Source organism: Streptomyces sp. NPDC101178, assembly GCF_044767965.1.
In the GTDB taxonomy this organism is placed as follows: Bacteria; Actinomycetota; Actinomycetes; order Streptomycetales; family Streptomycetaceae; genus Streptomyces.
This window is the reverse complement of sequence record NZ_JBIWOZ010000012.1, coordinates 1-26,227: the sequence shown is the minus strand read 5'-3', so window position 1 is coordinate 26,227 and position 26,227 is coordinate 1. Positions and strand designations below refer to the sequence as shown.

At 72.7% G+C, this 26,227-nt stretch carries 22 protein-coding genes; 12 read left to right on the top strand and 10 right to left on the bottom strand.

All coding sequences use genetic code 11. The features are described 5' to 3' along the window. Positions 1-113: 113 nt before the first annotated feature. From trpB to lgt, 4 genes are all read left to right on the top strand, one after another. Positions 114-1,400, top strand: coding sequence for a tryptophan synthase subunit beta (gene trpB, locus ACIRR8_RS28510; RefSeq protein ID WP_404070160.1), 1,287 nt, complete (start codon positions 114-116; stop codon positions 1,398-1,400). Next, positions 1,397-2,209 (top strand): tryptophan synthase subunit alpha, encoded by an 813-nt coding sequence (trpA, locus tag ACIRR8_RS28505; RefSeq protein ID WP_404070158.1) that lies wholly within the window; start codon positions 1,397-1,399, stop codon positions 2,207-2,209. Before trpB ends, trpA begins: the two co-directional genes overlap by 4 nt. 76 nt (positions 2,210-2,285) lie before the next feature. Beyond that, complete coding sequence (locus ACIRR8_RS28500; protein WP_404070156.1) at positions 2,286-3,104, top strand: thioredoxin domain-containing protein; 819 nt, start codon at positions 2,286-2,288, stop codon at positions 3,102-3,104. 85 nt (positions 3,105-3,189) lie between these two features. After that, the gene (gene lgt / locus ACIRR8_RS28495) at positions 3,190-4,179 is read left to right on the top strand and encodes a prolipoprotein diacylglyceryl transferase (protein WP_404070154.1); all 990 of its coding nucleotides are present in this window, start codon (positions 3,190-3,192) and stop codon (positions 4,177-4,179) included. A 48-nt stretch (positions 4,180-4,227) separates the two neighbouring features. Here the strand turns inward: lgt and ACIRR8_RS28490 are convergent, their stop codons facing one another. The 7 genes from ACIRR8_RS28490 to ACIRR8_RS28460 all read right to left on the bottom strand — a co-directional run bounded on the left by ACIRR8_RS28490 (position 4,228) and on the right by ACIRR8_RS28460 (position 12,035). Beyond that, complete coding sequence (locus tag ACIRR8_RS28490; protein WP_404070396.1) at positions 4,228-5,025, bottom strand: HpcH/HpaI aldolase/citrate lyase family protein; 798 nt, start codon at positions 5,023-5,025, stop codon at positions 4,228-4,230. A gap of 68 nt (positions 5,026-5,093) precedes the next feature. Beyond that, complete coding sequence (locus tag ACIRR8_RS28485) at positions 5,094-6,293, bottom strand: CaiB/BaiF CoA transferase family protein (RefSeq protein WP_404070152.1); 1,200 nt, start codon at positions 6,291-6,293, stop codon at positions 5,094-5,096. Next, positions 6,290-7,174, bottom strand: a complete 885-nt coding sequence (rbsK, locus tag ACIRR8_RS28480) for a ribokinase (RefSeq protein WP_404070150.1) — start codon at positions 7,172-7,174, stop codon at positions 6,290-6,292. The genes ACIRR8_RS28485 and rbsK overlap by 4 nt, the downstream gene beginning before the upstream one ends. Continuing rightward, positions 7,171-8,589: an ADP-ribosylglycohydrolase family protein gene (locus ACIRR8_RS28475; RefSeq protein WP_404070148.1), complete on the bottom strand. Its 1,419-nt coding sequence runs from the start codon at positions 8,587-8,589 to the stop codon at positions 7,171-7,173. Before ACIRR8_RS28475 ends, rbsK begins: the two co-directional genes overlap by 4 nt. Further along, on the bottom strand, positions 8,586-9,779 hold the full coding sequence (locus ACIRR8_RS28470) for an ADP-ribosylglycohydrolase family protein (protein ID WP_404070146.1): 1,194 nt from the start codon (positions 9,777-9,779) through the stop codon (positions 8,586-8,588). Before ACIRR8_RS28470 ends, ACIRR8_RS28475 begins: the two co-directional genes overlap by 4 nt. Then, positions 9,706-10,950: an ADP-ribosylglycohydrolase family protein gene (locus ACIRR8_RS28465; RefSeq protein ID WP_404070144.1), complete on the bottom strand. Its 1,245-nt coding sequence runs from the start codon at positions 10,948-10,950 to the stop codon at positions 9,706-9,708. Before ACIRR8_RS28465 ends, ACIRR8_RS28470 begins: the two co-directional genes overlap by 74 nt. Then, complete coding sequence (locus tag ACIRR8_RS28460; RefSeq protein WP_404070142.1) at positions 10,947-12,035, bottom strand: ADP-ribosylglycohydrolase family protein; 1,089 nt, start codon at positions 12,033-12,035, stop codon at positions 10,947-10,949. The genes ACIRR8_RS28465 and ACIRR8_RS28460 overlap by 4 nt, the downstream gene beginning before the upstream one ends. Positions 12,036-12,285: 250 nt before the next feature. Between ACIRR8_RS28460 and ACIRR8_RS28455 the strand changes: the two genes are divergently transcribed. The 3 genes from ACIRR8_RS28455 to ACIRR8_RS28445 all read left to right on the top strand — a co-directional run bounded on the left by ACIRR8_RS28455 (position 12,286) and on the right by ACIRR8_RS28445 (position 19,491). Further along, positions 12,286-13,017, top strand: a complete 732-nt coding sequence (locus tag ACIRR8_RS28455; RefSeq protein ID WP_404070140.1) for a VIT1/CCC1 transporter family protein — start codon at positions 12,286-12,288, stop codon at positions 13,015-13,017. A 461-nt stretch (positions 13,018-13,478) separates the two neighbouring features. Beyond that, positions 13,479-18,038: a glutamate synthase large subunit gene (gene gltB / locus ACIRR8_RS28450; protein ID WP_404070138.1), complete on the top strand. Its 4,560-nt coding sequence runs from the start codon at positions 13,479-13,481 to the stop codon at positions 18,036-18,038. Continuing rightward, positions 18,031-19,491 carry a glutamate synthase subunit beta gene (locus tag ACIRR8_RS28445; RefSeq protein WP_404070136.1) on the top strand — a complete coding sequence of 487 codons (1,461 nt, stop codon included), beginning with the start codon at positions 18,031-18,033 and terminating at the stop codon, positions 19,489-19,491. The genes gltB and ACIRR8_RS28445 overlap by 8 nt, the downstream gene beginning before the upstream one ends. 166 nt (positions 19,492-19,657) lie before the next feature. On the opposite strand, the gene ACIRR8_RS28440 is transcribed toward ACIRR8_RS28445, so the two are convergent. Then, complete coding sequence (locus tag ACIRR8_RS28440; RefSeq protein ID WP_404070134.1) at positions 19,658-20,566, bottom strand: rhomboid family intramembrane serine protease; 909 nt, start codon at positions 20,564-20,566, stop codon at positions 19,658-19,660. A 154-nt stretch (positions 20,567-20,720) separates the two neighbouring features. On the opposite strand from ACIRR8_RS28440, the gene ACIRR8_RS28435 reads away from it, so the two are divergent. From ACIRR8_RS28435 to ACIRR8_RS28425, 3 genes are read left to right on the top strand one after another with little or no spacing between them, the layout of a single operon-like run. Next, on the top strand, positions 20,721-21,470 hold the full coding sequence (locus tag ACIRR8_RS28435) for a vWA domain-containing protein (protein WP_404070132.1): 750 nt from the start codon (positions 20,721-20,723) through the stop codon (positions 21,468-21,470). Then, a complete protein-coding gene (locus ACIRR8_RS28430) occupies positions 21,467-22,024 on the top strand; it encodes a HutD family protein (RefSeq protein WP_404070130.1) in 558 nt (185 codons plus the stop codon). Before ACIRR8_RS28435 ends, ACIRR8_RS28430 begins: the two co-directional genes overlap by 4 nt. Positions 22,025-22,079: 55 nt before the next feature. Further along, on the top strand, positions 22,080-22,571 hold the full coding sequence (locus ACIRR8_RS28425; RefSeq protein ID WP_404070128.1) for a pyridoxamine 5'-phosphate oxidase family protein: 492 nt from the start codon (positions 22,080-22,082) through the stop codon (positions 22,569-22,571). A 72-nt stretch (positions 22,572-22,643) separates the two neighbouring features. Here the strand turns inward: ACIRR8_RS28425 and ACIRR8_RS28420 are convergent, their stop codons facing one another. Beyond that, a complete protein-coding gene (locus tag ACIRR8_RS28420; RefSeq protein WP_404070126.1) occupies positions 22,644-23,630 on the bottom strand; it encodes an acyl-CoA dehydrogenase family protein in 987 nt (328 codons plus the stop codon). After that, on the bottom strand, positions 23,630-24,775 hold the full coding sequence (locus ACIRR8_RS28415) for an acyl-CoA dehydrogenase family protein (protein WP_404070124.1): 1,146 nt from the start codon (positions 24,773-24,775) through the stop codon (positions 23,630-23,632). Before ACIRR8_RS28415 ends, ACIRR8_RS28420 begins: the two co-directional genes overlap by 1 nt. A gap of 92 nt (positions 24,776-24,867) precedes the next feature. On the opposite strand from ACIRR8_RS28415, the gene ACIRR8_RS28410 reads away from it, so the two are divergent. Continuing rightward, complete coding sequence (locus tag ACIRR8_RS28410; protein WP_404070122.1) at positions 24,868-25,650, top strand: SDR family oxidoreductase; 783 nt, start codon at positions 24,868-24,870, stop codon at positions 25,648-25,650. Between the two features lie 30 nt (positions 25,651-25,680). Beyond that, a partial coding sequence (locus ACIRR8_RS28405; RefSeq protein WP_404070120.1) for a TetR/AcrR family transcriptional regulator occupies positions 25,681-26,227 on the top strand: 547 nt, incomplete at its 3' end.

Here is a 26,227-nt window from a genome sequence, read left to right as displayed (position 1 = left end):
CCACCCGTACGTACGACCGCACCACCCCGGCCGCACACCGGTCCCGGTGGCGCTCGCTGCTCCGCGCATACGGTGAACCCACCCGTTGCCATGCATGCCAAGGAGCACGTCGCATGACGTCCGAATTCTTCATTCCGGACCCCGAGGGTCTGACCCCCAGCGCCGAGGGCTACTTCGGTGCCTACGGCGGCAAGTTCATCCCGGAGGCGCTCGTCGCCGCCGTGGACGAGGTCGCCGTCGAGTACGACAAGGCCAAGTCCGACCCGGCCTTCGCCGCCGAGCTCAACGAGCTCATGGTCAACTACACCGGCCGCCCCAGCGCACTGACCGAGGTCCCGCGCTTCGCCGAACACGCGGGCGGCGCCCGGGTCTTCCTCAAGCGCGAGGACCTGAACCACACCGGCTCACACAAGATCAATAACGTGCTCGGGCAGGCGCTCCTCACCAAGCGCATGGGCAAGACCCGGGTCATCGCCGAGACCGGCGCCGGTCAGCACGGCGTCGCCACCGCGACCGCCTGCGCCCTCTTCGGCCTCGACTGCACCATCTACATGGGCGAGATCGACACCGAGCGCCAGGCGCTGAACGTGGCCCGGATGCGGATGCTCGGCGCCGAGGTCGTCGCCGTGAAGTCCGGCAGCCGCACCCTCAAGGACGCCATCAACGAGGCGTTCCGCGACTGGGTCGCCAACGTGGACCGCACGCACTACCTCTTCGGTACGGTCGCGGGTCCGCACCCCTTCCCCGCGATGGTCCGCGACTTCCACCGCGTCATCGGCGTCGAGGCCCGCCGCCAGCTCCTGGAGCGCACCGGCCGCCTCCCGGACGCGGCGGTCGCCTGCGTCGGCGGCGGTTCCAACGCCATCGGCCTCTTCCACGCCTTCATCCCGGACGCCGACGTCCGCCTGGTCGGCTGCGAGCCCGCCGGGCACGGCGTGGAGACCGGCGAGCACGCGGCCACCCTGACGGCGGGCGAGCCCGGCATCCTGCACGGTTCGCGCTCCTACGTCCTCCAGGACGACGAGGGCCAGATCACCGAGCCGTACTCCATCTCCGCCGGTCTGGACTACCCGGGCATCGGCCCGGAGCACTCCTACCTCAAGGACATCGGGCGCGGCGAGTACCGCGCGGTCACCGACGACGCCGCCATGCAGGCCCTGCGCCTGCTCTCCCGTACCGAGGGGATCATCCCGGCCATCGAGAGCGCCCACGCGCTCGCCGGTGCGCTGGACCTCGGCAAGGAGCTCGGCAAGGACGGGCTGATCCTCATCAACCTGTCCGGCCGCGGCGACAAGGACATGGACACCGCCGCCCGCTACTTCGGGCTCTACGAAACCGACGCCGCCGTCGAGGCGGACGCGGACAGCGACCGCGCCGAGATCGAGGGGGACGCCAAGTGAGCGGCAACATCGAGCTGTTGAGCACCACCCTCGCCGCCGCCAAGGCCGAGGACCGGGCCGCGCTGATCGCCTACCTCCCGGCCGGCTTCCCGACCGTCGACGGCGGCATCGAGGCGGTCAAGGCCGTCATCGCGGGCGGCGCCGACGTCGTCGAGATCGGCCTCCCGCACAGCGACCCGGTGCTCGACGGGCCGGTCATCCAGACCGCCGACGACATCGCCCTGCGCGGCGGCGTCCGCATCGCCGACGTGATGCGGACGGTCCGCGAGGCGTACGAGGCCACCGGCGTCCCGATCCTGGTCATGACGTACTGGAACCCCATCGACCGGTACGGCGTCGAGCGCTTCACCGCCGAGCTGGCCGAGGCGGGCGGCGCCGGGTGCATCCTGCCCGACCTGCCGGTCCAGGAGTCCGCGCTGTGGCGCGAGCACGCCGACAAGCACGGCCTCGCCACCGTGTTCGTCGTCGCACCCAGCAGCCAGGACGCCCGCCTCGCCACCATCACGGCGGCGGGCAGCGGCTTCGTCTACGCGGCGTCCCTGATGGGCGTCACCGGCACCCGCGCCTCCGTCGGCGCCCAGGCCCAGGAGCTGGTCGGCCGCACCCGCGCCACCACCGACCTGCCGGTCTGCGTCGGCCTCGGCGTCTCCAACGCCGCGCAGGCCGCCGAGGTCGCGGGATTCGCCGACGGCGTCATCGTCGGCTCGGCGTTCGTGAAGGCCATGCTGGACGCTCCGGACGAGGCCGCCGGTCTCGACGCCGTCCGCTCGCTGGCCGGCGAGCTGGCGCAGGGCGTTCGAAAGCGGTGATCGTTAAAGTCACCTGAATGGGTGGAATGTGGACCGGGGAGGCGCGCAGGCGCCTCCCCGGTTCGTTGCTGCGGGTGTGAGCGACAAGAACCCTGAGGGAAACCGAAGTGCGCGTGAGCGCCTGGCCCAGCAGCGCGAGCGGGAGAAGGGCCGCGACAAGCGCCGCCGTACGCTGATCGTCTCCTCCGCCGTGGTCGGCGTCCTGGCGCTGGCCGCCGTGGTCGGCCTGATCGCGGCCAACGTCGGCAAGGACGGCGGCGGCGACACCGCCTCCGGCCCCGCCATCACCCCGTCCGGAGCGACCGGCGAGGACTCCCTGACCCTGCCGGTCGGCGCCTCCGACGCCCCGTCCACGCTCACGATCTGGGAGGACTTCCGCTGCCCGGTCTGCGCCCAGTTCGAGAACGCCTTCCGGGACACCATCACCGAGCTGGTGGAGGCGGGCCAGCTCAAGGTGGAGTACCACCTGGCGACGATCATCGACGGCAACCTCGGCGGCAAGGGCTCGCTCCGCGCCGCCAATGCCGCCGCCTGCGCCCAGGACGTCGGCAAGTTCGCGCCGTACCACGACGTCCTCTTCCGCAACCAGCCTCCCGAGCCGGACGACGCCTTCGCCAAGAACAGCCGGCTGATCGAGCTGGCCGGTGAGGTCGAGGGGCTCGACACGCCCGCCTTCCGCAGCTGTGTGGAGGACGGCGAGCACGACAGCTGGGTGCAGAAGTCCGACACGGCGTTCCGCGAGGGCGGCTTCCAGGGCACTCCGACCGCGCTCCTCAACGGCGAGTCGATCTTCCCGAAGAAGGGCGACGAGCAGATCTCCGTGGAGAACCTGAAGAAGTGGGTCATGGAGGCCAACAAGGGCAAGAAGCCCGGCACCGCCACCCCGGCTTCCTGAGGGAGCGGGGCAGGGGCCTCGTTATCCAGACGTTGCCGGGTGGCTTGCGGTACCCACCGCCCGGCAAGGTAGCGTCGACCCCGTCATGAACCTTGCCTCCATTCCCAGCCCGTCGACCGGCGTGATCGAGCTCGGCCCGATCCCGCTCCGCGGCTACGCGTTCTGCATCATCATCGGTGTCTTCGTCGCCGTCTGGATCGGCAACAAGCGCTGGGTCGCCCGTGGCGGCAAAGCCGGCACCGTCGCCGACATCGCCGTCTGGGCCGTGCCCTTCGGCCTCGTCGGCGGCCGGCTCTACCACGTGATCACCGACTACCAGCTCTACTTCAGCGACGGCCAGAACTGGGTCGACGCCTTCAAGATCTGGGAAGGCGGCCTCGGCATCTGGGGTGCCATCGCCTTCGGTGCCGTCGGCGCCTGGATCGGCTGCCGCCACCGAGGCATCCCGCTGCCCGCCTGGGCGGACGCGCTGGCCCCGGGTATCGCCATCGCGCAGGCCATCGGGCGCTGGGGCAACTGGTTCAACCAGGAGCTGTACGGCAAGCCGACCGACCTGCCATGGGCACTGGAGATCAGCGAGGGCCCGAACCGCGTCGCCGGGACGTACCACCCGACCTTCCTCTACGAGTCGCTCTGGTGCATCGGCGTCGCGCTGCTGGTCATCTGGGCCGACCGCCGCTTCAGGCTCGGCCACGGACGGGCGTTCGCGCTGTACGTCGCCGCCTACTGCGCCGGTCGCGGCTGGATCGAGTACATGCGGGTCGACGAGGCCCACCACGTCCTGGGCCTCCGCCTGAACGTGTGGACCGCGATCATCGTCTTCGTCCTCGCCGTCGCCTACATCGTGATCTCCGCCAGGCTCCGCCCGGGCCGCGAGGAGATCGTCGAGCCGGAGAAGGACGACAGGACCGCCGAGGCCGTCGCGAAGAAGGACGCCGGGAAGAAGGACGACGCGGAGGCCGCCGACGCGGACGGCGACGCGCTGAAGAAGGACGACGGCGACGCGCTGAAGAAGGACGACGGCGACGCGCTGAAGAAGAAGGACACCGCCGCCGAGGCAGCCGACAAGAGCTGACCTCCCGCGCGCGCACCACCCCCGATCGCCGGGCGGACCTGGGAAACCTCAGGACCGCCCGGCGATCGCCAGTGTGCGGCGTGCCGACGCCACCACCGCCGCGTCCACGAACCGCCCGTCCGGCAGCGCCAGCGCCCCCGCCTCCACCGCCGACGCCGCGACGATCTCCTCCGCCGCCTCGATCTCCCGGGCCGTCGGCCGGAACGCCCGCTCGATCACCTCCAGCTGACGCGGATGGATCGCCGCCCGCCCCAGCAGACCGAGCCCCCGCCCCCGTACGCAGGAGGCCCACAGCCCGTCCAGGTCCCGCACATCCGGGAAGACCGACTGCGCGGGCGGTGGCAGTGCGGCCGCCCGGGCCGCCACCACGAGCCGGCTGCGCGACCAGTCCAGCCCGCAGTCCTCCCGTACGCCGAGATCGGCGCGGAGATCCGCCTCGCCCAGCGCGATGCCCCGGACGGCGGGGTCGGCCGACGCGATCGAATACGCGTGCTCCACGCCCAGCGCCGACTCCAGCAGCGGATAGAGCGGTACGCCGGGGGCGACCGCCGCCACATGGTGCACGGAGACCGCGTGCGTGATCTTGGGCAGACGGAAGCCGGAGAGGCCCGGCAGGTGCGTCAGCGCGCGGATGTCGTCCTCGCCGTGCACCCGGACGTGGACGGGTACGGCGTCGGGGGAGGCGGCCTGCGGGTCGGCGAGCAGTTCGGCGGTGGCGGACCGCGCGTACTCCTTGCGGTCGGGTGCGACCGCGTCCTCCAGGTCGACGATCACCACGTCCGCCCCGCAGTCGAGCGCCTTGGCCACCACCTCCGGCTTGTCCCCGGGGACGTACAGCCAGGTCAGCGGCGGTCGGCCGAGAGGCGGAGGGGTGTCCTCCGGGAGCGGGGGGACGGCGGGGGCCGTGCGGTCGCTCACAGCGCCCCCTGCTCCCGCAGCGCCGCGATCCGGTTCTCCGAGAGGCCGAGCCCGGCCAGGATCTCCTCGGTGTCCGCGCCGTGCGGGCGGCCCGCCCAGCGGATGGCGCCCGGAGTCCCGGAGAGCCGGAAGAGGACGTTCTGCATCCGCAGCGGTCCCAGCTCCGGATCGTCCACCTCGGCGAGGGTCCCCAGCGCCCGGTACTGCGGGTCCTCCATCACCTCCCGTACGTCATGGATCGGCGCCACGGCCGCCTCCGCCTTCTCGAAGCCGTCGAGCACCTCCTCGCGGCTGTGCCGGGAGATCCAGTGTCCGACGGCCCCGTCCAGCTCCTCGGTGTGCTCGGCCCGGCCGGTGCCCGATCCGAACCAGGGCTCCTCGATCAGCTCCGGGCGGCCCACCAGCCGCATCACCCGCTCGGCGACGGACTGCGCGGAGGTGGAGACCGCGACCCAGTGGCCGTCGGCGGTGCGGTAGGTGTTGCGCGGGGCGTTGTTGCGGGAGCGGTTGCCGGTGCGCGGCTGGACGTAGCTGAGCTGGTCGTACCAGAGCGGCTGCGGGCCCAGCACGGTCAGGATCGGCTCGATGATCGCCAGGTCCACCACCTGGCCTTCGCCCGTCCTCTCCCGCCCGGCGAGCGCGGCCATCACCGCGTACGCCGTCGCCAGCGCCGCGATGGAGTCCGCGAGACCGAACGGTGGCAGCGTCGGCGGCCCGTCCGGCTCGCCGGTGATCGCCGCGAACCCGCTCATCGCCTCGGCCAGCGTGCCGAACCCGGGCCGGTGCGCGTACGGCCCGAACTGGCCGAACCCGGTGACCCGGGCCAGCACCAGCCGTGGGTTGACCGCGTGCAGCTCCTCGGGACCGAGGCCCCAGCGCTCCAGCGTCCCGGGCCGGAAGTTCTCGATGATGACGTCGGTCTCGGCGGCCAGCTGGAGCAGCACGTCCCGGCCGCCGGGCGCGGCGAGGTCGAGTGTCAGGGCGCGCTTGTTGCGGCCGAGCAGCTTCCACCACAGGCCGATGCCGTCCTTGGCGGGTCCGTGGCCGCGTGAGGGGTCGGGTTTGCGCGGGTGCTCGACCTTGATCACATCGGCGCCGAAGTCGCCGAGCATGGTGGCGGCGAGCGGCCCGGCGAAGAGGGTGGCGAGGTCGATGACCTTGAGCCCGGTCAGGGGTCCTGCCGCTGGCGTACTCATGCTGCCTCGATCTCGGCGCGGTACGGCATGGACGTGGACGCGCCCGGCTTCTGGACGCAGAGCGCGGCGGCCGAGGAGGCGAACGCCAGCGCCTTCGCCACCGGCCGCCCCTCACCGAGCGCCACCGCCAGCGCCCCGACGAACGTGTCCCCGGCCCCGGTCGTGTCCACCGCGCTCACCTCGGGCGCCGCGAACAGCACCGGTTCGCCGCCCCGGGCCGCGTACAGGGAGCCCTTCGCGCCGAGCGTGATGATCACCTCGGGCACCTGCCGGAGCAGGATCTGTGCGGCGGCGTGCGGTTCGGCCTGTCCGGAGAGTTCGGCGGCCTCGTGCTCGTTGGGGATCAACAGGTCGATGTGGTCCAGGAGTTCGTCGGGCAGTGGCTGCACGGGGGAGGGGGTGAGGATGGTCCGTACGCCCTGGGACCTGGCGGCTCGGGCGCCCTCCACGACGGCGGAGAGCGGGAGTTCGAGCTGCATCAGCAGCAGTTCGGCGGCGGCGATAGCCGCGATCTCGCCGGGGCCGAGCGCGGTGACGACGCCGTTGGCGCCGGGGATGACCACGATCGCGTTGGCCCCGGAGTCGTCGACCACGATGTGCGCGGTGCCGCTCGGGCCTTCGGCGGTGTGCAGCAAGTCCGTGTCGACTCCGGCGTGTTCGAGGCCGTCACGCAGCTGTGCGCCGTACGCGTCGTCGCCGACCGCGCCGATCATCGTCACCTCGCCGCCCGCGCGGGCGGCGGCGACGGCCTGGTTGGCGCCTTTGCCGCCGGGGATCGTCCGGAACTCCCGGCCGGTGACGGTCTCTCCGAGGCCCGGCGCGCGGGCGGTGTAGGCGACGAGGTCCATGTTGGTGCTGCCGAGCACCGCGATACGGGTCATGGGCGCAGAGCCTCCTGGTGGGTCAGTGCGGCGAGGGTGTCGAATCCGGTCTGGTCGTGGCCGGGTACGGAGGTGGCGAGGCGATTCTTGAGCGGAGCGGTCCAGTGATCGGGCAGGGCGGTCGGGGTGGAGGCGAGGAGTCCGGCGAGCGAGCCTGCGGTGGCCCCGTTGGAGTCGGTGTCCCAGCCGCCGGAGACCGCGTTGCCGATCGACCGGGTGAAGTCGCCGTCGGCGTGGGTGAGCGCGGCGGCGAGCAGTGCGGCGTTGGGCAGCACGTGTACCCAGTGGTGGGTGTCGGCGTACGCGGCGTGCAGCCGGTCCACCACGGTGTCGAACTCCCCCTCCGTACGCGCGGTTTCGATCCCGAGCCGGACCGCGCGGGCGTACCGCGAGTGCGGCGGCACGACCCGCAGTCCGGCGGCCAGGCAGCCGTGCACATCGCTCTCTCCGCCCGCCGCCACGGCGAGCGCCGCCGCTGTGAACATCGCACCGTAGACCCCGTTGGCGGTGTGGGTCAGGACCGCGTCGCGGTGGGCCTGGGCGGCGGCTCCTGCCGGGTCGCCGGGATGGGTCCAGCCGTGCGCGTCGGCCCGGATCTGGGCCCCGATCCACTCGCGGAACGGGTTGCGGAAGCGTGCCGTCTCCGGGGGCTCGATGCCTGCGAGGAGGTTGCCGTACGCGATGCGCTCGGCGGTGAAGGTGCGGCCGGCCGGGAGTTCGTCGAGCCAGAGGCGGGCCAGGTCGGCGGTGGTGAAGGTGCGGCCGTGCCGCTGGAGCAACAGCATGGTGAGCAGCGGGTAGTTGAGGTCGTCGTCCTCAGGCATGCCGTCGATGTTCTCGGCGAGGGAGGTGGGGGCCGAGCGGCGGTTCCAGGGGTGGGCCGCGAGCAGTTCTGCGGGCACGCCGTGGGCGGTGAACCAGGTGGTGAGGGGCCAGTTGCCGGTGGCGCGGGCGAGTGCGCGGATGCCGGTCAGCGGCAGCTTCTCGACCGGTTTGCCGAGCAGGCAGCCCGCCGCCCGGCCGAGCCAGGCGGCGTGCAGGCGGTCCCGGTCGACGGAGGACGCCCGGTCCCGGACGGTGGTGGGCCGCCGGTCCTGGCCGGCCAGGACCGGCCCGGTCTCCGGCGGCCCCGGCCACTGCGGGCAGGCCGCGATGACGGCGTCCAGTCCGGTCGGCTCGTCCGCCGCCAACGGCGATTCCAACGTGGCGAGTTCGTCCAGCAGCTCACCGGCCAGCGCGCGCAGACGCGGCGGTGCGGGCGGCTCGGACGCGCCCGCACGGTCCGGAGCGGGGCCGCCCCCGGCCGTGCGCCACCGCTCCGCGATCTCCCGCGCGTCCCGCCCGTCCTGCGCGGCCTGCCGCAGCTCGTGCCCGACCAGATCCTCGGGCTGCACCCAGGTCAGGCGGACGCTCACCGCTCACCGGCCAGCGCGGTGAACGCCTCCTCGTGGGCCGCGCGGCGCTCCAGGTCCCGGGCGAAGACCACGCGGGCGACCTGGGCCAGGGCCCGGGCCGGGGCCTCCAGGTCCAGTCGGCTCGCCTCCGCCACCGTCCGTGCCCAGTCGGCCGGGACCTCACCGCCCAGCGCACCCGCGAGGGCGCCGCTCATGGTGGCGATGGAGTCGCAGTCACGCCCGTAGTTGACCGAACCGAGCACCGTACGCCGGTAGTCACCGCCGCCGACCAGCAACATGCCCAGCGCGATGGGCAGTTCCTCGATGGCGTGCAGCCGGGACGGGCGGCGGGCGCCGAGCGAGGGGGAGCGGTAGTCGGGGCCGACCGTGTCGAACGGCTCGACCGCCGCCCGCAACGGCGCGAGCGCGGACTCGAAGTCGTCGTGGTGCGAGGCGACTTCGCAGACCTCCTCGATCGCGTACCGGGTGCCGTCCTTGGCCGACGCGAGGGCCGCGTCGATCACCGCGTCCGGCGTCGCGCCCGGACGGCAGGCGGCGGCGACGGCGGCCGCGAAGACCCCGGCGGCCTCGCGCCCGTACGAGGACTGGTGCGGCGCGGCGATCTCCAGCGCCTCGGCGTACGCGGCCCTCGGGTTTCCGGCGTTGACCAGGCCGACCGGGGCCATGTACATCGCGGCCCCGCAGTTGACGATGTTGCCCGCACCGGCCTCGCGCGGGTCGACGTGCCCGTAGTGCAGCCGGGCGACGAGCCACTTCTCGGCCAGGAAGATCCGCTGGAGCGGCAGCGCCTCGGCCTCCAGCTCCGGGATCCAGCGCGGCGAGAGCAGGTCCGGGACGAGGTGGTCGGCGATGTCGTACGCGTCGAGGTGGTCGCGGACCTTCTCGTACACACGGATCAGCGCGTGGGTCATCAAGGTGTCGTCGGTGACGTGTCCGTGGCCCTTGTGGTACGGCGCGATGGGGCGGGCGGTGCGCCAGTTCTCGCCGTGCCAGGGGCCGACGATGCCGGTCACCCGGCCGCCGTGGCGCTCGGCGATCTGCTCGGGCGTCCACCCTTCGACCGGGCCGCCGAGGGCGTCACCTACGGCGGCGCCGACGAGGGCGCGGGTGATGCGGTCATCGAGTCCGGGCGTGGTCGGGGAGGGCTGCGGGACCGAGGCGGCGGGAGCCGTGGCCGTTGTAGGCGTCATGTCGGAATTGTCCACCCGGAGTGGCCGGTTCCGTGGCTGCCAGCAGCCCGGCGAGTTCGACCAGATCCGTGCCTGCGAGCCGGGGCAGCGCACACCCGGCGAGCGTGCGGCACGCCTCGCGCCAGCCCGCCGGTACGGCGGTGACCGAGCCGATCGCTCCGGTCAGCGCCCCGGCCAGCGCGGGCGCGGAGTCCGCGACCCGGGAGAGGCAGGCGGCGGCCGGGAGCGCCTGCGCGATCTCGCCCCGGGCGGCGGTGGCGAGGGCCAGGGCCACGGGTACGGTCTCGGCGGCGGCGATCCCGTAGCTGTAGACGTGGTCCACGATCTGGTGCTCCAGGACCGGGACCAGGGCGAACGCCCCGGCGGGCTCGTCGGCGAACTCCCGGGCCAGGCGGACCGCGTGCGCGGCGTTGCGGGCGATCTCGGTGGAGTGGGGGAGCTGGGCCAGCGCCGCGTCCACCACCGCGTCGACGTCCGCCCCGGCCAGCGCCACGGCGATCGCGGCGGCCATGGCGCGGGCGCCGTGCACCCCGTCGCCGTCCTGCGTGTAGCGCGCGTCGAACTCGGCGAGCGCCGCCGCCTCCTCGGGTTCGCCCGGGTGGACGACGGCGAGGACGGCGGCCCGTACGCAGGCGGCGTCGTCGAAGTAGTGCGGGTTGTCGTGACCGGTGGCGGGGGGCCGGAGCCCGGCGGCCAGGTTGCCGAGCCCGGCCCGTACCGAGATCCGGGCGCGCAGCGGGAGCACCGCCGCCTCCACCTCGGGGGCCCGGGCGCTCGCGGCGGCGACGGTGGCGGCCAGCGCGTTCCAGGCCCGGTCCACCGCGTCCCGCATCCGGCGGCCGGGGGAGAGGCCGTCCGCGTCGGCGGCCGCCGCCAGCACCGTACGCCCGGCGAACGCGGCCCACTCGGCGTCGTCGGACGGCCCGAGCCGCAGCGGTTCGGGCGGCTGGTTGAGCGCGATGGGCACAGGGAGCGTGGTGGTGGCGTTCTGCTCGGCGAAGGTGTCCAGCTCCCGGGTGAGCCGCCGGGTCCACTCGGGCATCCTGGCCGCCCGGTGCCGAGCGGCGGGCCACCCGGCGGCGTCCCCGGAGGCGAGGCCGAGGAGCAGGCCCTCGATCCGGGCGCGCCGGGAGGGTGCGGCGGCGCTGGCGGGCAGCCTGGGTGTCGTCATCGCCGCTCCTCCCTTGCGGGCTCGAAGGACGCGGCCACCGATGCCATGTCCCGTACGGCGGAAGGCTCACGCCCGCCGCCGCGGCCCTGGCTCTCCGCCGCCTCCGTGCCCTCCGATGTCAGCAGGTCGGCGATGTCCAGCACGTGGTAGCCGCGCATCGACGGCAGGCAGCTCCCGCGCACCGGCCCGATCGCCGCCGCCCACTCCGGCGGGATCGCGCCCGATCCGTGCAGCGCACCGGCCAGGGCCCCCGCCACCGCCGCCGTCGTGTCCGCGTCGCGGCCCATGTTCACGGCCGTCAGCACGGCGGTAGGAAAATCGCCGCGCGCCGCCGTGAACGCCCCGAACGCCAGGCCCACCGCCTCCGGCGCCAGGTCCGTCCACGGATAGCCGCCGATCACCACCGCCGACCGCACCGCCCGCTCCATCGTGAGCCGGTCCGGGTACGGGCGCTGGGCCGCCGCCACCGCTCGGCGCAGCGAGCGGGCCGTCCAGGAGTCCATCGGCACCACCGAGAGCGCGGCCGCGATCACCGAGGCGAGGCCCGCGCCGACCATCGCCGCCGCCACTCCGGCCGCCACCGCCTGGCCCCCGTAGATCCCCTCGCCCTCGTGGCTGACCCGGCCGTCCACCGCCACCAGCCGGGCCGCCTCTGCGGGACGCCCGGCCGCGAACACGCCGAAGGGAGCCGCCCGCATCGCCAGGCCGTCGCTCCAGGCGTGCCGGTGCTGGGCCGAGATCGGTGCGGCGAGGCCCCGGCGCAGGTTCTCCAGCGTGCCGCGCTCACTGAACCCGGCGCCCCGGAACGGGCCCTCGTCCAGGTCCGCGATCCAGTGGTGCCAGGCCCGCTCCACATGGGAGACGGTGAGCGCGGAGCCGTGCCGGGCCAGCAGCAGCCCGGAGAAGATCGCGTACTCCGTGTCATCGGTCCCCGCCGGGTCCTCGCTCACGAACCCTTCGATCCGCCCCCAGCGGCGGCGGATCTCCGAGGGCCGCAGGTTCTCCGCCGGGGCGCCGAGCGCGTCCCCGACCGCGAGACCCAGCAGCGCACCCCTGGCCCGTTCCTTGCCGACGGCCGTGTCCATCGCGTCGCCCTCCGATCGTCCGGCGAGTCCGTTTCCGGGCTCTGTCCGCATCTGTGCCACGCGGAGGGCGGTCGGAGGCGGGAAGCGGGCAGAAAGGGGCCGGTCGGATGACGGCCGGTCATCCTGAGGCTGCCCTTTCTTCGCAGGTCAGAGCGGGTGTTAAGGCAGGCTTGCCTTCCTGGCGAAGGTCGCCCGGCAGGCGTACTTTGGACTTTGTCGAAAGTTGTACCGCCCAGGGGAGAAGTGAGCAGTGGCCATCATCGAGACCGACGCCGTCCTGCACGAGGCGCACCGGGACAACCACACCCACCGGGATGTGAACGGCGGCTGGCTGCGCCCCGCCGTCTTCGGCGCCATGGACGGCCTGGTCTCCAATCTCGCCCTGATGACCGGCGTCGCAGGTGGCGCGGTCTCGCAGCAGACCATCGTCATCACCGGGCTCGCGGGTCTGGCCGCCGGAGCCTTCTCCATGGCGGCCGGTGAATACACCTCCGTCGCCTCCCAGCGCGAGCTGGTCGAGGCCGAGCTGGCCGTCGAGCGCCGGGAACTGCGTAAACACCCCCAGGACGAGATGGCCGAGCTCGCCGCGCTGTACGAGGCCCGGGGCGTGGACGCGCCGCTGGCCGGCGAGGTGGCCCGGCAGCTCTCGCGCGACCCGGAGCAGGCGCTGGAGATCCACGCCCGCGAGGAGCTCGGCATCGACCCGAACGACCTGCCCTCCCCGCTGGTCGCCGCCGTCTCCTCCTTCGGCGCCTTCGCGCTCGGCGCCCTGCTGCCCGTGCTGCCGTACCTCCTCGGCGCGAGCGCCCTGTGGCCATCGGTGCTCCTCGCGCTGCTCGGCCTCTTCGGCTGCGGTGCGGTGGTGGCCCGGGTGACGGCCCGCAGCTGGTGGTTCAGCGGGCTGCGGCAGCTCGCCCTCGGTGGCGGCGCGGCGGCGCTGACGTACGGGCTCGGCACGCTGTTCGGTGTGGCGGCCGGCTGACGGGAGAGGTCGGGTCCGAGTCGGGGTGGGGTGTACGGCGTAACGAACCCGCCCGAACGGCTTAACCGCGCGGCAACCCGTGTGACGTACGTCTTGGCGCCGGACCCTGGGCGGGACGGGCTCCGCAGCCGTAAAATGAGTCTCTATGCAGGGCTACACATAAGTAGCCGTTACTCGGTGGTTTCGTTTCCTTTGCCGCCGGGCATGAGCCGTAGGCACCGCAGGCAACGACGCCTGCTCTCTGCGGGTCCCCGGGCGCCGATCCAGCCGACAGCGACCCACCCCCGGTCAACCGGTCACCTCTGGTCACCCAGTCACCTCCGGTCACCGCGGTGTCCGCATGTTGGAACGAGCCTTCCGCTTCTTGAGAAGCGCCCCATCATGTAACCTGCACGAAATTTCGCAGAGGGCCAACGTCGTCCCTCGGCACTGCATATGCCACGACGACGACGGGAGAGCCGATGCGTATCGACGCCTGGTCGCCCATGGACGGTCGCCCCGCCCAGCAGGGGATGTACGACCCCCGTAACGAGCACGACGCCTGTGGCGTCGGGTTCGTGGCCACTCTGACCGGTGTGGCCAGCCATGAGCTGGTCGAGCAGGCGCTGACCGTACTGCGCAACCTCGAACACCGAGGTGCCACCGGCTCCGAGCCCGACTCCGGCGACGGCGCCGGCATCCTGTGCCAGGTCCCCGACGCCTTCCTGCGCGCAGAGGCCCCTTTCGAGCTGCCCGAGGCGGGTTCGTACGCCGTCGGTATCGCCTTCCTCCCCGCCGACGGCTCCACCGAGGCCGTCCGCACGATCGAGGAGATCGCCACCCAGGAGGGCCTCACCGTCCTCGGCTGGCGTGACGTCCCGGTCACCCCCGCACTTCTCGGCAACGGCGCCCGCGCCACCATGCCCGAGTTCCGCCAGGTCTTCGTCGCCGACGGCGAGTCCACCGGCATCGTCCTGGACCGCAAGGCGTTCGTCCTGCGCAAGCGTGCCGAGCGTGAGGCCGGGGTGTACTTCCCCTCGCTCTCCGCCCGCACCATCGTCTACAAGGGCATGCTCACCACCGGGCAGCTGGAGCCGTTCTTCCCGGACCTCTCCGACCGCCGCTTCGCCTCCACGGTCGCGCTGGTCCACTCCCGGTTCTCGACCAACACCTTCCCGAGCTGGCCGCTGGCCCACCCGTACCGCTTCGTCGCGCACAACGGCGAGATCAACACGGTCAAGGGCAACCGCAACTGGATGAAGGCCCGCGAGTCCCAGCTCGCCTCCTCCCTCTTTGGGCAGGCGCAGCTCGACCGGATCTTCCCCGTCTGCACCCCGGACGCCTCCGACTCGGCCTCCTTCGACGAGGTCCTGGAGCTGCTCCACCTCGGCGGCCGCTCGCTGCCGCACGCGGTCCTGATGATGGTCCCCGAGGCGTGGGAGAACCACGACTCGATGGACCCGGCCCGGCGCGCCTTCTACCAGTACCACTCCGCGATGATGGAGCCCTGGGACGGCCCGGCCTGCGTCACCTTCACCGACGGCGTCCAGGTCGGCGCGGTCCTCGACCGCAACGGTCTGCGCCCCGGCCGCTACTGGGTCACCGACGACGGGCTCGTCGTGCTCTCCTCCGAGGTCGGCGTCCTGGACATCGACCCGGCCAAGGTCGTCCGCAAGGGCCGCCTCCAGCCCGGCCGGATGTTCCTCGTCGACACCGCCGAGCACCGCATCATCGAGGACGACGAGATCAAGGCGTCCCTCGCCGCCGAGCAGCCGTACCAGGAGTGGCTGGAGACCGGCGAGATCGAGCTGAGCGACCTGCCCGAGCGTGAGCACATCGTGCACACCCACGCCTCGGTCACCCGCCGCCAGCAGACCTTCGGCTACACCGAGGAAGAGCTGCGCGTCATCCTCGCGCCGATGGCCCGCACCGCCGGCGAGCCGCTCGGCTCCATGGGCACCGACTCGCCGATCGCCGCGCTCTCCGAGCGCCCCCGGCTCCTCTTCGACTACTTCACCCAGCTCTTCGCCCAGGTCACCAACCCGCCGCTGGACGCCATCCGCGAGGAGCTCGTCACCTCGCTGCGCTCCTCGCTCGGCCCCCAGGGCAACATCCTGGAGCCGACCGCCGCCGCGGCCCGCAGCGTCACGCTGCCGTTCCCGGTGATCGACAACGACGAGCTCGCCAAGCTGATACACATCAACGCCGACGGCGACATGCCGGGCATGAAGGCCGCCACGCTGGCCGGTCTCTACCGGGTCAGCGGCGGCGGCGACGCGCTGGCCGCGCGTCTCGAGGAGATCTGCGCCGAGGTCGACGCCGCCATCGAGGACGGCGCCCGCCTCATCGTCCTCTCCGACCGGCACTCCGACGCCGAGCACGCACCGATCCCCTCGCTGCTGCTCACCTCCGCCGTCCACCACCACCTCATCCGCACCAAGCAGCGCACCCAGGTGGGCCTGCTGGTCGAGGCCGGGGACGTCCGCGAGGTCCACCACGTCGCGCTGCTCATCGGTTACGGCGCCGCCGCGGTCAACCCGTACCTCGCGATGGAGTCCGTCGAGGACCTGGTCCGCGCCGGCACGTTCATCGAGGACATCGAGGCCGAGCAGGCCATCCGGAACCTGATCTACGCGCTCGGCAAGGGCGTCCTCAAGGTCATGTCCAAGATGGGCATCTCCACCGTCGCCTCCTACCGCGGCGCCCAGGTCTTCGAGGCCGTCGGCCTGGACGAGGAGTTCGTCGGGACGTACTTCAACGGCACCGCCACCAAGATCGGCGGCGCCGGCCTGGAGGTCGTCGCCAAGGAGGTCGCCGCCCGGCACACCAAGGCGTACCCGGCCTCCGGCATCGCGGCCTCGCACCGCGCGCTGGAGATCGGCGGCGAGTACCAGTGGCGCCGCGAGGGCGAGCCGCACCTGTTCGACCCGGACACGGTCTTCCGCCTCCAGCACGCCACCCGCAACCGGCGCTACGACATCTTCAAGCAGTACACGGACCGGGTGAACGAGCAGTCCGAGCGCCTGATGACGCTCCGCGGCCTCTTCGGCTTCACCTCCGGCCGCGCCCCGATCCCGATCGACGAGGTCGAGCCCGCCTCCGAGATCGTCAAGCGGTTCTCCACCGGCGCCATGTCGTACGGCTCCATCTCCCGTGAGGCGCACGAGACGCTCGCCATCGCGATGAACCAGCTCGGCGGCAAGTCCAACACCGGCGAGGGCGGCGAGGACCCGGACCGCCTGTACGACCCGGCGCGCCGCTCGTCCATCAAGCAGGTCGCCTCCGGCCGCTTCGGTGTGACCAGCGAATACCTGGTCAACGCGGACGACATCCAGATCAAGATGGCCCAGGGCGCCAAGCCCGGGGAGGGCGGCCAGCTGCCCGGCCACAAGGTCTACCCGTGGGTCGCCAAGACGCGTCACTCGACGCCCGGCGTCGGCCTCATCTCGCCGCCGCCGCACCACGACATCTACTCCATCGAAGACCTCGCGCAGCTGATCCACGACCTGAAGAACGCCAACCCGCAGGCCCGCATCCACGTGAAGCTGGTCTCCGAGGTCGGCGTCGGCACGGTCGCGGCCGGTGTCTCCAAGGCGCACGCGGACGTCGTCCTCATCTCCGGCCACGACGGCGGAACGGGCGCGTCCCCGCTCACCTCGCTCAAGCACGCGGGCGGCCCCTGGGAGCTCGGCCTCGCCGAGACCCAGCAGACCCTGCTGCTCAACGGCCTGCGCGACCGCATCGTCGTCCAGACCGACGGCCAGCTCAAGACCGGCCGCGACGTCGTCATCGCCGCCCTCCTCGGCGCCGAGGAGTTCGGTTTCGCGACCGCGCCGCTCGTCGTCTCCGGCTGCGTCATGATGCGCGTCTGCCACCTGGACACCTGCCCGGTCGGCATCGCCACCCAGAACCCGGTGCTCCGCGACCGGTTCTCCGGCAAGGCCGAGTACGTCGTCAACTTCTTCGAGTTCATCGCGGAAGAGGTCCGCGAGATCCTCGCCGAGCTGGGCTTCCGCACCATCGAGGAGGCCGTCGGCCACGCCGAGCTCCTCGACACCGACCGGGCGATCTCCCACTGGAAGGCGCAGGGCCTGGACCTGGCTCCGCTCTTCCACGTCCCCGAGCTGCCCGAGGGCGCGGTCCGCCACCGGATCGTCGAGCAGGACCACGGTCTGGCCAAGGCGCTCGACAACCAGCTGATCAAGCTGGCCGCCGACGCGCTCGGCGCCGACAGCCCCGAGGCCGCCCAGCCCGTCCGGGCCCAGGTCGCGATCCGCAACATCAACCGCACGGTCGGCACCATGCTCGGCCACGAGGTGACCAAGAAGTTCGGCGGTGCGGGCCTGCCCGAGAACACCATCGACGTCACCTTCACCGGCTCGGCCGGCCAGTCCTTCGGCGCCTTCCTCCCGCGCGGGGTCACCCTGCGCCTGGAGGGCGACGCCAACGACTACGTCGGCAAGGGCCTCTCCGGCGGCCGGGTGATCGTCCGCCCGGACCGGGGCGCCGACCACCTCGCCGAGTACTCCACCATCGCCGGCAACACCATCGGCTACGGCGCCACCGGCGGCGAACTCTTCCTCCGCGGCCGCACCGGCGAGCGCTTCTGCGTCCGCAACTCCGGCGCGACCGTCGTCTCCGAAGGCGTCGGCGACCACGGCTGCGAGTACATGACCGGCGGCCACGCCGTCGTCCTCGGCGAGACCGGCCGCAACTTCGCCGCCGGTATGTCGGGCGGCGTCGCGTACGTCATCGACCTGGACCGCGACAACGTCAACGTGGGCAACCTCGGCGCGATCGAGGAGCTCACCGACACCGACCGGCAGTGGCTGCACGACGTCGTGCGCCGCCACCACGAGGAGACCGGCTCCACCGTCGCGGAGAAGCTCCTCGCCGAGTGGGACACGGCCGTGACCCGCTTCAGCAAGATCATCCCGTCCACGTACAAGGCAGTGCTCGCCGCCAAGGACGCCGCTGAGCTCGCCGGTCTCTCCGAGCAGGAGACCACCGAGAAGATGATGGAGGCGGCGACCAATGGCTGACCCCAAGGGCTTCCTGACCACCGGACGCGAGGTCGCCCAGACCCGCCCCGTGGCCGAGCGCGTCAAGGACTGGAACGAGGTCTACGTTCCGGGCTCGCTGCTCCCGATCATCAGCAAGCAGGCCGGCCGCTGCATGGACTGCGGCATCCCGTTCTGCCACAACGGCTGTCCGCTCGGAAACCTCATCCCCGAGTGGAACGACTACGCCTACCGCGGGGACTGGACCGCCGCCTCCGAGCGGCTGCACGCCACGAACAACTTCCCGGAGTTCACCGGGCGGCTCTGCCCGGCCCCCTGCGAGTCGGCGTGCGTGCTCGGCATCAACCAGCCGGCCGTCACCATCAAGAACGTCGAGGTCTCCATCATCGACAAGGCGTGGGACAGCGGCGACGTCACCCCGCAGCCGCCCGAGCGCCTCTCCGGCAAGACCGTCGCCGTCATCGGTTCGGGCCCGGCGGGACTCGCCGCCGCCCAGCAGCTGACCCGGGCCGGTCACACCGTCGTCGTCTACGAGCGCGCGGACCGCATCGGGGGCCTGCTGCGCTACGGCATCCCCGAGTTCAAGATGGAGAAGTCGCACATCAACCGCCGCATCGAGCAGATGCGCCTGGAAGGCACCAAGTTCCGTACGGAGGTGGAGATCGGCAAGGACATCGACGCCGCCAAGCTCCGCCGCCGCTACGACTCGGTCGTCATCGCGGCCGGTGCCACCGTCTCCCGCGACCTGCCGGTCCCCGGCCGTGAGCTGGGCGGCATCCACTTCGCGATGGAGTACCTCCCGCTCGCCAACAAGGTGCAGGAGGGTGACCTGACGGTCGCCCCGATCCACGCCGGCGGCAAGCACGTCGTCGTCATCGGCGGCGGCGACACCGGAGCCGACTGCGTCGGCACCGCCCACCGACAGGGCGCGGCCTCCGTCACCCAGCTGGAGATCATGCCGAAGCCGGGCGAGGACCGGAACGCGAACCAGCCGTGGCCGACCTTCCCGATGCTCTACAAGGTCACCTCCGCGCACGAGGAGGGCGGCGAGCGGGTCTACTCCGTCTCCACCACCCACTTCGAGGGCAACGAGGACGGAAACGTCGCGGCCCTCCACCTGGTCGAGGTCGAGTTCAAGGACGGTAAGCTGGAGCAGAAGCCCGGCACGGAGCGGCGCATCCCCGCGCAGCTCGTCACCCTCGCCATGGGCTTCACCGGAACCGACCAGTCCAACGGCCTGGTCCAGCAGTTCGGCCTGGAGCTCGACGCACGGGGCAACGTCGCCCGCGACGAGCACTACGCGACCAACGTCGACGGCGTCTACGTCGCCGGTGACGCGGGCCGCGGCCAGTCGCTGATCGTCTGGGCGATCGCCGAGGGCCGCTCCGCCGCCCGCGGTGTGGACCGCTTCCTGACCGGGACCAGCGCCCTGCCGGCCCCGATCCGCCCGACGGACCGGTCCCTGCTGGTCTGAGCACCACCCGGGTTCCCCCTGGGCCACGCGGCCCGGGGGTGAGCCCCCAGAAACGTCCCGTACAACGGCGTACGGAACTGAACGCGGCGCCCGCCTGTCCCCGACCGGACTCAGTGGGCGCCGTGGCGCGTCCGGGGCCAGGTCGACCGGCCTCCCGGTGCGGGGCTCAGCCGGTCAGCGCCGAGGTCCGCGCCACCACCGCCACCGCGAACAGCCCCACCAGCACCACCGCACCCGCGAGCTGCACCGGCCAGGTCCGCAGCCTTGCCGGCGCGTAGGCGAGTCCGTACGTCACCACCGCCCCGGTCACCAGCCCGCCCAGGTGCCCCTGCCATGAGGTGAACAGCGCCGAGAGCACCATCCAGAGCAGGAACCCGGCCATGAACCGGTTCACCGCCGCCATGTCATGGCCGAGCCGCCGGTTGATCACCCAGTACGAGGCGGCGAGACCGAACACCGCACCGGAGGCGCCCACGGTGGAGGTGTCCGGCGCCAGCAGATACACGGCGAGCGAGCCGCCCACCGCCGACAGCAGATACAGCGCGAGATACCGGGCCCGCCCGAGCTGCCCCTCCACCACCCGGCCGATGTTCCAGAGCGCGAACATGTTGAACAGCAGGTGCATCACGCCGAACGAGGCGTCCGGCGGCAGGTGCAGGAAGGCCCCGGTCACCAGCCGGTACCACTCGCCGTCCGCGATCCCCGTCAGCTGGTACCCGGCGAACGTCTCACCCTGGTAGTAGTACCGCTCCCCGTCCGGCCCGGTCAGCGCCGCACCGAGCACCGCGTACCGGTCCACGATCTCCGGCCGCACCACCTCGCCGAGGTAGGCCAGGATGTTCAGCGCCATCAGGACGTACGTCACCACCGGCGCCGCCGCCCCGGTCACCGCACCGCCGAACACCGTGCGGGCCTGCCGCACCGAGTGCCGGCCCTCCTTCACGCACTCCGCGCAGTGGTAGCCCACCGAGGCCTCGTGCATGCACTCAGGGCAGATGGTGCGCTCGCAGCGGGTGCAGCGGACATACGTCTCGTACGACGGATGGCGGTAACACGTGGTGGCGGCGGCCTCCATGACCGGCTCCTTCACTGGGAGTGCGCTGCGGGGCCGGCGCAGGTCGGCGGCGATCAAGATAGCGAACCGGTACGGGGGACTCCGGTGCCGGGGCACCCCTATGCTCTAGGTCCGCAGAGCACGGACCGCACAACGGACCGCACAAGGGGGCGCCATGCACGGCGTGAACACGGCGGCCGCCAGCGGCCCGGCCATCAGCCTGGAGAAGGTACGGGAGACGGCTCCCGGCCTCGTCAGCCTCTACAAGAGCGCCGGCGTCTCGCTGGAGAAGCACGGACTGAACGGCCGGCGCGCCGCCGTCTACCTGGTTCTCGACTACTCCGGCTCGATGCGGGACTACTACAAGGACGGCACCGTCCAGGCGCTGGCCGACCGGGTGCTGGGGCTCTCGGCCCACCTCGACGACGACGGCCGGGTCCCCGTCGTCTTCTTCTCCACGGACATCGACGGGTTCGGAGAGGCCGGGCTGAGCGACCACCACGGGATCATCGACAAGATCGTGGCGAACCTCGGGCACATGGGCCGGACGAACTACCACGCCGCCATGGACGCGGTCATCGACCACTACCTCGACAGCGGCTCCACCGAACCCGCCCTGGTCGTCTTCCAGACGGACGGCGGGCCCACCAGCAAGCTCGCCGCCGAGCGCTACCTCTGCAAGGCCGCGAAGCTCCCGCTGTTCTGGCAGTTCGTCGGCTTCGGCGACACCCGCAGCACCCAGTTCGACTTCCTGCGCAAGCTGGACGAGCTGGCGGTCCCCGCCAAGCGGGTCGTCGACAACGCCGGGTACTTCCACGCCGGGCTCGATCCGCGGAAGGTCTCGGACACCGAGCTGTACGACCGGCTGGTCGCGGAGTTCCCGTCCTGGCTGGCCGCCGCCGAGGCCCAGGGGATCGTCCGATGAGTACGCGGATCCTGCGCGCCGCCGACCGTACGCCCGTCCCGTGGAGGAACGGCGGCGGTCTGACCCGCGAGGTGGCGGCCGCGCCCGCGGGAGCCGACGCGTTCGACTGGCGGGTGAGCCTCGCCGACGTCACCGCCGACGGGCCGTTCTCGCTCTTCCCGGGCGTCGACCGCACCCTGACCGTCGTCGAAGGCGCGGGCATGGACCTCGTCGTCGGCGGCGAGCACCACATCGTCGACGAGCCGCTGTGGCCGCACGACTTCGCCGGCGACCGGCCGACCGACGGCTTCCTGCTGGCCGGACCCGTGGTCAACCTGAACGTCATGTACCGCAGAGGGCGTACGCGGGCGGAGACCGCCGTGGTCTGCGGCACCGTACGCCTCACGGCCCCGCCGGGCGGCGCGGTGCTGGCCCTCTCGCTGGACGACGGCGCAGTGCTCGACGGTACGGACATCCGGCTCGACCGCTACGACGGGGTGCTCGCCGAGGACGGCACGCCCGGGGTGCTGCGGACGATGGGCCAGGCGGTGGTCATCACGTTCTCGGACGTGTGAGCGGCCGGAGCCGGTCGGCGATACCGGACAGAAGGTGTCGGGTATCAGGTGTTCCATGGCGGCCATGACGTCTTCCTCACCGCTCTCCTGGAGCGGCTTCGCCGCCGCCGAGCCCGTCTTCGCCGACACCGTGCGCCGGCGTTTCCAGCTCTACAAGCACCACGTCCTCGCCACCGTCCGCGCGGACGGCTCGCCCCGCGTCACCGGCCTGGAGGCCGACTTCCGCTTCGGCGAGCTGCTGCTCGGCATGATGCCGGACTCCCGCAAGTCCCTGGACCTGCGCCGCGACCCGCGCTTCGCGCTCCACGCCAACCCGGGGCCCGACGCCGAGATGAACGACGGCGACGTCCGCGTCAGCGGCCGGGCCGTGGAGATCACCGACCCCGAGTACCTCGCCCGCTTCGTCGAGGACGCCACGCCGCCGGAGCCCTTCCAGCTCTTCCGCGCCGAGCTGACGGAGGCGGTCCGCATCGGGCTGGACGGCGACTTTCTGGTCATCGAGTCCTGGCGGCCCGGACAGCCGCTGCGCACGGTACGCCGGAAGTGACGCCGCTCCGGACCTGAGAGGCCTTCACCCCGTCAGGGCCGAAAGTGACGCCGCTCGGGACCTGAGAGGTCCTCACCCCGTCAGCACCCGTGCCCGGCACGCCGCCGGTGTGCCCCACGCGTCCCGCAGCGGCCGGGCCCGGCGCAGCCACCACGCCAGGTCCAGCTCCTCGGTGTACCCGACCGCGCCGTGCAGGTGCAGCGCGGTGCGGGCCGCCGCGTACGCCGCCTCGCCCGCCGCCACCTTCGCCGCCGCCACCGCGGCCCCGGCACCGGGCGCGTCCTCGGCCAGCTCCACCGCCGCCCCGTACAGCAGCGGGCGTGCGAACTCCAGGCCGAGGAGGGTGTCCGCGAGGCGGTGTTTGACGGCCTGGAAGGAGCCGATGGGCACGTCGAACTGGGTGCGCTGCTTGGCGTACGCCACCGTCGCCCGCAGCAGCGCCTCCCCGCAGCCGAGCGCCTGGGCCGCCGTCGCGAAGGTGGCCCAGGTGCCCGCCGCCGTCGCCGCCTCGCGCACCCGGGCCCCGGAGGCCACCGCCGCGCCGGCCGCCTCCGGCCGGAAGAGCCGCCGCGCCGGGTCCATGGAGGGCGCGGGCCTTCCGGGTGCCCGCGCCGGCCGCAGCTCGTCCCCGGCCACCACGAACACCGCCTCCGCCACATCGGCGTCCAGCGCGTACGGCCCGTACGCCTCCAGGGCCAGCGATGCCACCGCCGTACCGTCCGCGATCCCCGGCAGCCACTCCCCGGCCCCCGGACCGCCCACCGCGCCCAGCAGCACCGCCGCCGCCACGCTCTCCACCACCGGCCCCGGCACACCGTGGCGGCCCAGCTCCACGAACGCCACGGCCGTCTCCACCGGGAGCGGGCCCACACCTCCGTACGCCTCCGGCACCGCCAGCGCGAACACGCCCGCCTCCGCCAGCCGCCGCCACAGACCGAGCCCCGGTCCGTGATCACCGGCGGCCCACGCCCGTACCACCGCAGGCGTGTCCGCCGCCGTGAGCAGCGTGTCCAGCGAGCGCGCGAACTCCCGCTGCTCGTCGGTGAGGAGAAAACGCATCAGCGCCGTCCCTTCGGCAGGCCGAGCAGCCGCTCGGCGACGATGTCGCGCTGGATCTCGTTGGTCCCGGCGTAGACGGGCCCCGCCAGCGCGAAGACGTACCCCTCCGCCCACGGCCCGTCCGCCGCCTCCGCGTCCGGGCCGAGCAGGTCGAGCGCGGTCTCGTGCAGCGCGATGTCGTACTCCGACCAGAAGATCTTGTTCAGGCTGGACTCCGCGCCGAGCGCCGCGCCCGCCGTGAACCGGGACGCCGAGGCTGCCGTGAACAGCCGGTACGCCCGCGCTCCGATCACCGCGTCCGCCACCCGGTCGCGCACCGCTGTGTCCGCCGGGTCGCCCGCCTCCCGCCACAACTCCGTCAGCCGGTCGGCGGCGGCCAGGAAGCGGCCGGGGGAGCGGAGGGTGAGGCCGCGTTCGTTCCCGGTGGCCGCCATGGCGATCTGCCAGCCCCGGCCCGGCTCACCGATGACGTCCTCGTCCGGTACGAAGACCTCGTCCAGGAAGATCTCGGCGAAGGCGGGCTTCCCGTCCAGCCGCCCGATCGGCCGGACCGTGACCCCGGGGTCGCGCAGCCCGAACATCAGGTACGTGAGCCCGTGATGCGGCTTCGCCGCCGCCGGGTCCGTACGGAAGATCCCGAACGCCCGGTCCGCGAACGCCGCCCGCGAGGACCACGTCTTCTGCCCCGACAGCAGCCAGCCGCCCGCCGTCCGCACCGCCCGCGACCGCAGCGCCGCCAGATCCGACCCGGCCTCCGGCTCCGACCAGGCCTGCGCCCAGATCACCTCGCCGCCCGCCATCGGGGGCAGCACCCGGGCCCGCTGCTCGGCGGTGCCGTGGTCGAAGAGGGTCGGGGCGAGGAGGCTGATCCCGTTCTGCGCGACCCGGCCCGGCGCGCCCGCCGCCCAGTACTCCTCCTCGAACGCCAGCCACCCGAAGAGGTCCGCGCCCCGGCCCCCGTACTCCTTCGGCCAGGAGACCGCCGACCACCCGCCCGCGTACAGCTCCGCCTCCCACGCCCGGTGCGCGGCGAACCCTTCCGCCGTCTCCAGGGAGGGGAGGGGCCGGGCGGGCACATGGGCGCGCAGCCATTCCCTCGCCTCGGCCCGCAGCGCCTCGGTCCGTGGTGTCTGCGCCAGATCCATGAGGGGTCGCCTTCCGTCAGGCCGTTCCCTAACAAGTGTTTGGTAGGTTAACGTACGCTCCAAGCACCGTCGAGGAGTTGGGGGATGGGCCGATGGGCGCACCGGACTACCTGCCGGGCCACGGCCTGCTCACCGGCCGCACCGCCGTCGTCACCGCCGCCGCCGGAGCCGGGATCGGCGGCGCCACCGCCCGCCGCTTCCTGGAGGAGGGGGCGCGAATCGTCCTCAGCGACGCCCACGCCCGGCGGCTGAAGGAGAGCGCGCACGCCCTCGCCGAAGAGTTCGGCGCCGACCGCGTCACCGCTCTGACCTGCGACGTCACCGACGAGGCCCAGGTGCAGGCCCTCTTCGCCCACGCGCAGGAGGCCCACGGCCGCCTGGATATCGTCGTCAACAACGCGGGCCTCGGCGGCACCGCGGAACTCACCGAGATGACCGACGACCGGTGGACGAAGATCCTCGACGTCACGCTGAACGGCACCTTCCGCTGCACCCGCGCGGCCCTGCGCTCGCTCAAGGCCACCGGAACCGGAGGCGTGATCGTCAACAACGCCTCCGTCGTCGGCTGGCGCGCCCAGCGCGGCCAGGCCCACTACGCCGCCGCCAAGGCCGGCGTCATGGCCCTCACCCGCTGCGCCGCGCTCGAAGCGGCCGACTACGGCGTACGCGTCAACGCCGTCGCCCCCAGCCTCGCCCTGCACCCCCACCTGGCCAAGGTCACCTCCGCCGAACTGCTCGCGGAACTGACGGAGAAGGAGGCCTTCGGGCGCTACGCCGAACCCTGGGAGGTCGCCAACGTGATCGTCTTCCTGGCCAGCGGCTACTCCTCGTACATGACCGGCGAGGTCGTCGCCGTCAGCAGCCAGCATGCGTGAACGCGGCGGTGGCGGGCGGACAATGGACCGGTGCCTACCAAGAAGAAGCCCCAGGTGACCCCCACCCCCGAACGGCGCCGCGAACTCCTCGCCACCGCCGCCGAGGTCTTCGCCGCCCAGGGATACAACGCCACGACCGTCCGCCGCATCGCGGACGAGGCGGGGATGCTCGCCGGCAGCCTCTACTACCACTTCGATTCCAAGGAATCGATGATCGACGAGATCCTCTCCGCCTTCCTCGACGAGCTCTGGCAGGGGTACGACGCCGTCCTGGCGGCCGGACTCGGCCCCCGCGAGACCATCGAGGCACTGGTCACCGAGTCCTTCCGGGAGATCGACCGGCACCGCCCCGCCGTCGCGATCTACCAGAAGGAGTCCAAGCACCTCGCGACCCAGCCGCGCTTCGCCTACCTCACCGACTCGCGGACGAGGTTCGAGCAGGCCTGGCTCTCCACGCTGGAGCGCGGCGTGGGGGGGGGGGGGCGGCGCCCCCCCCCCCCCCACCCCCACCCCCACCCCCACCGAACCGACCCCCCCCGGGGCGCCGCCCCCGCCGGCACCCCCCGCGGCCCCCCCC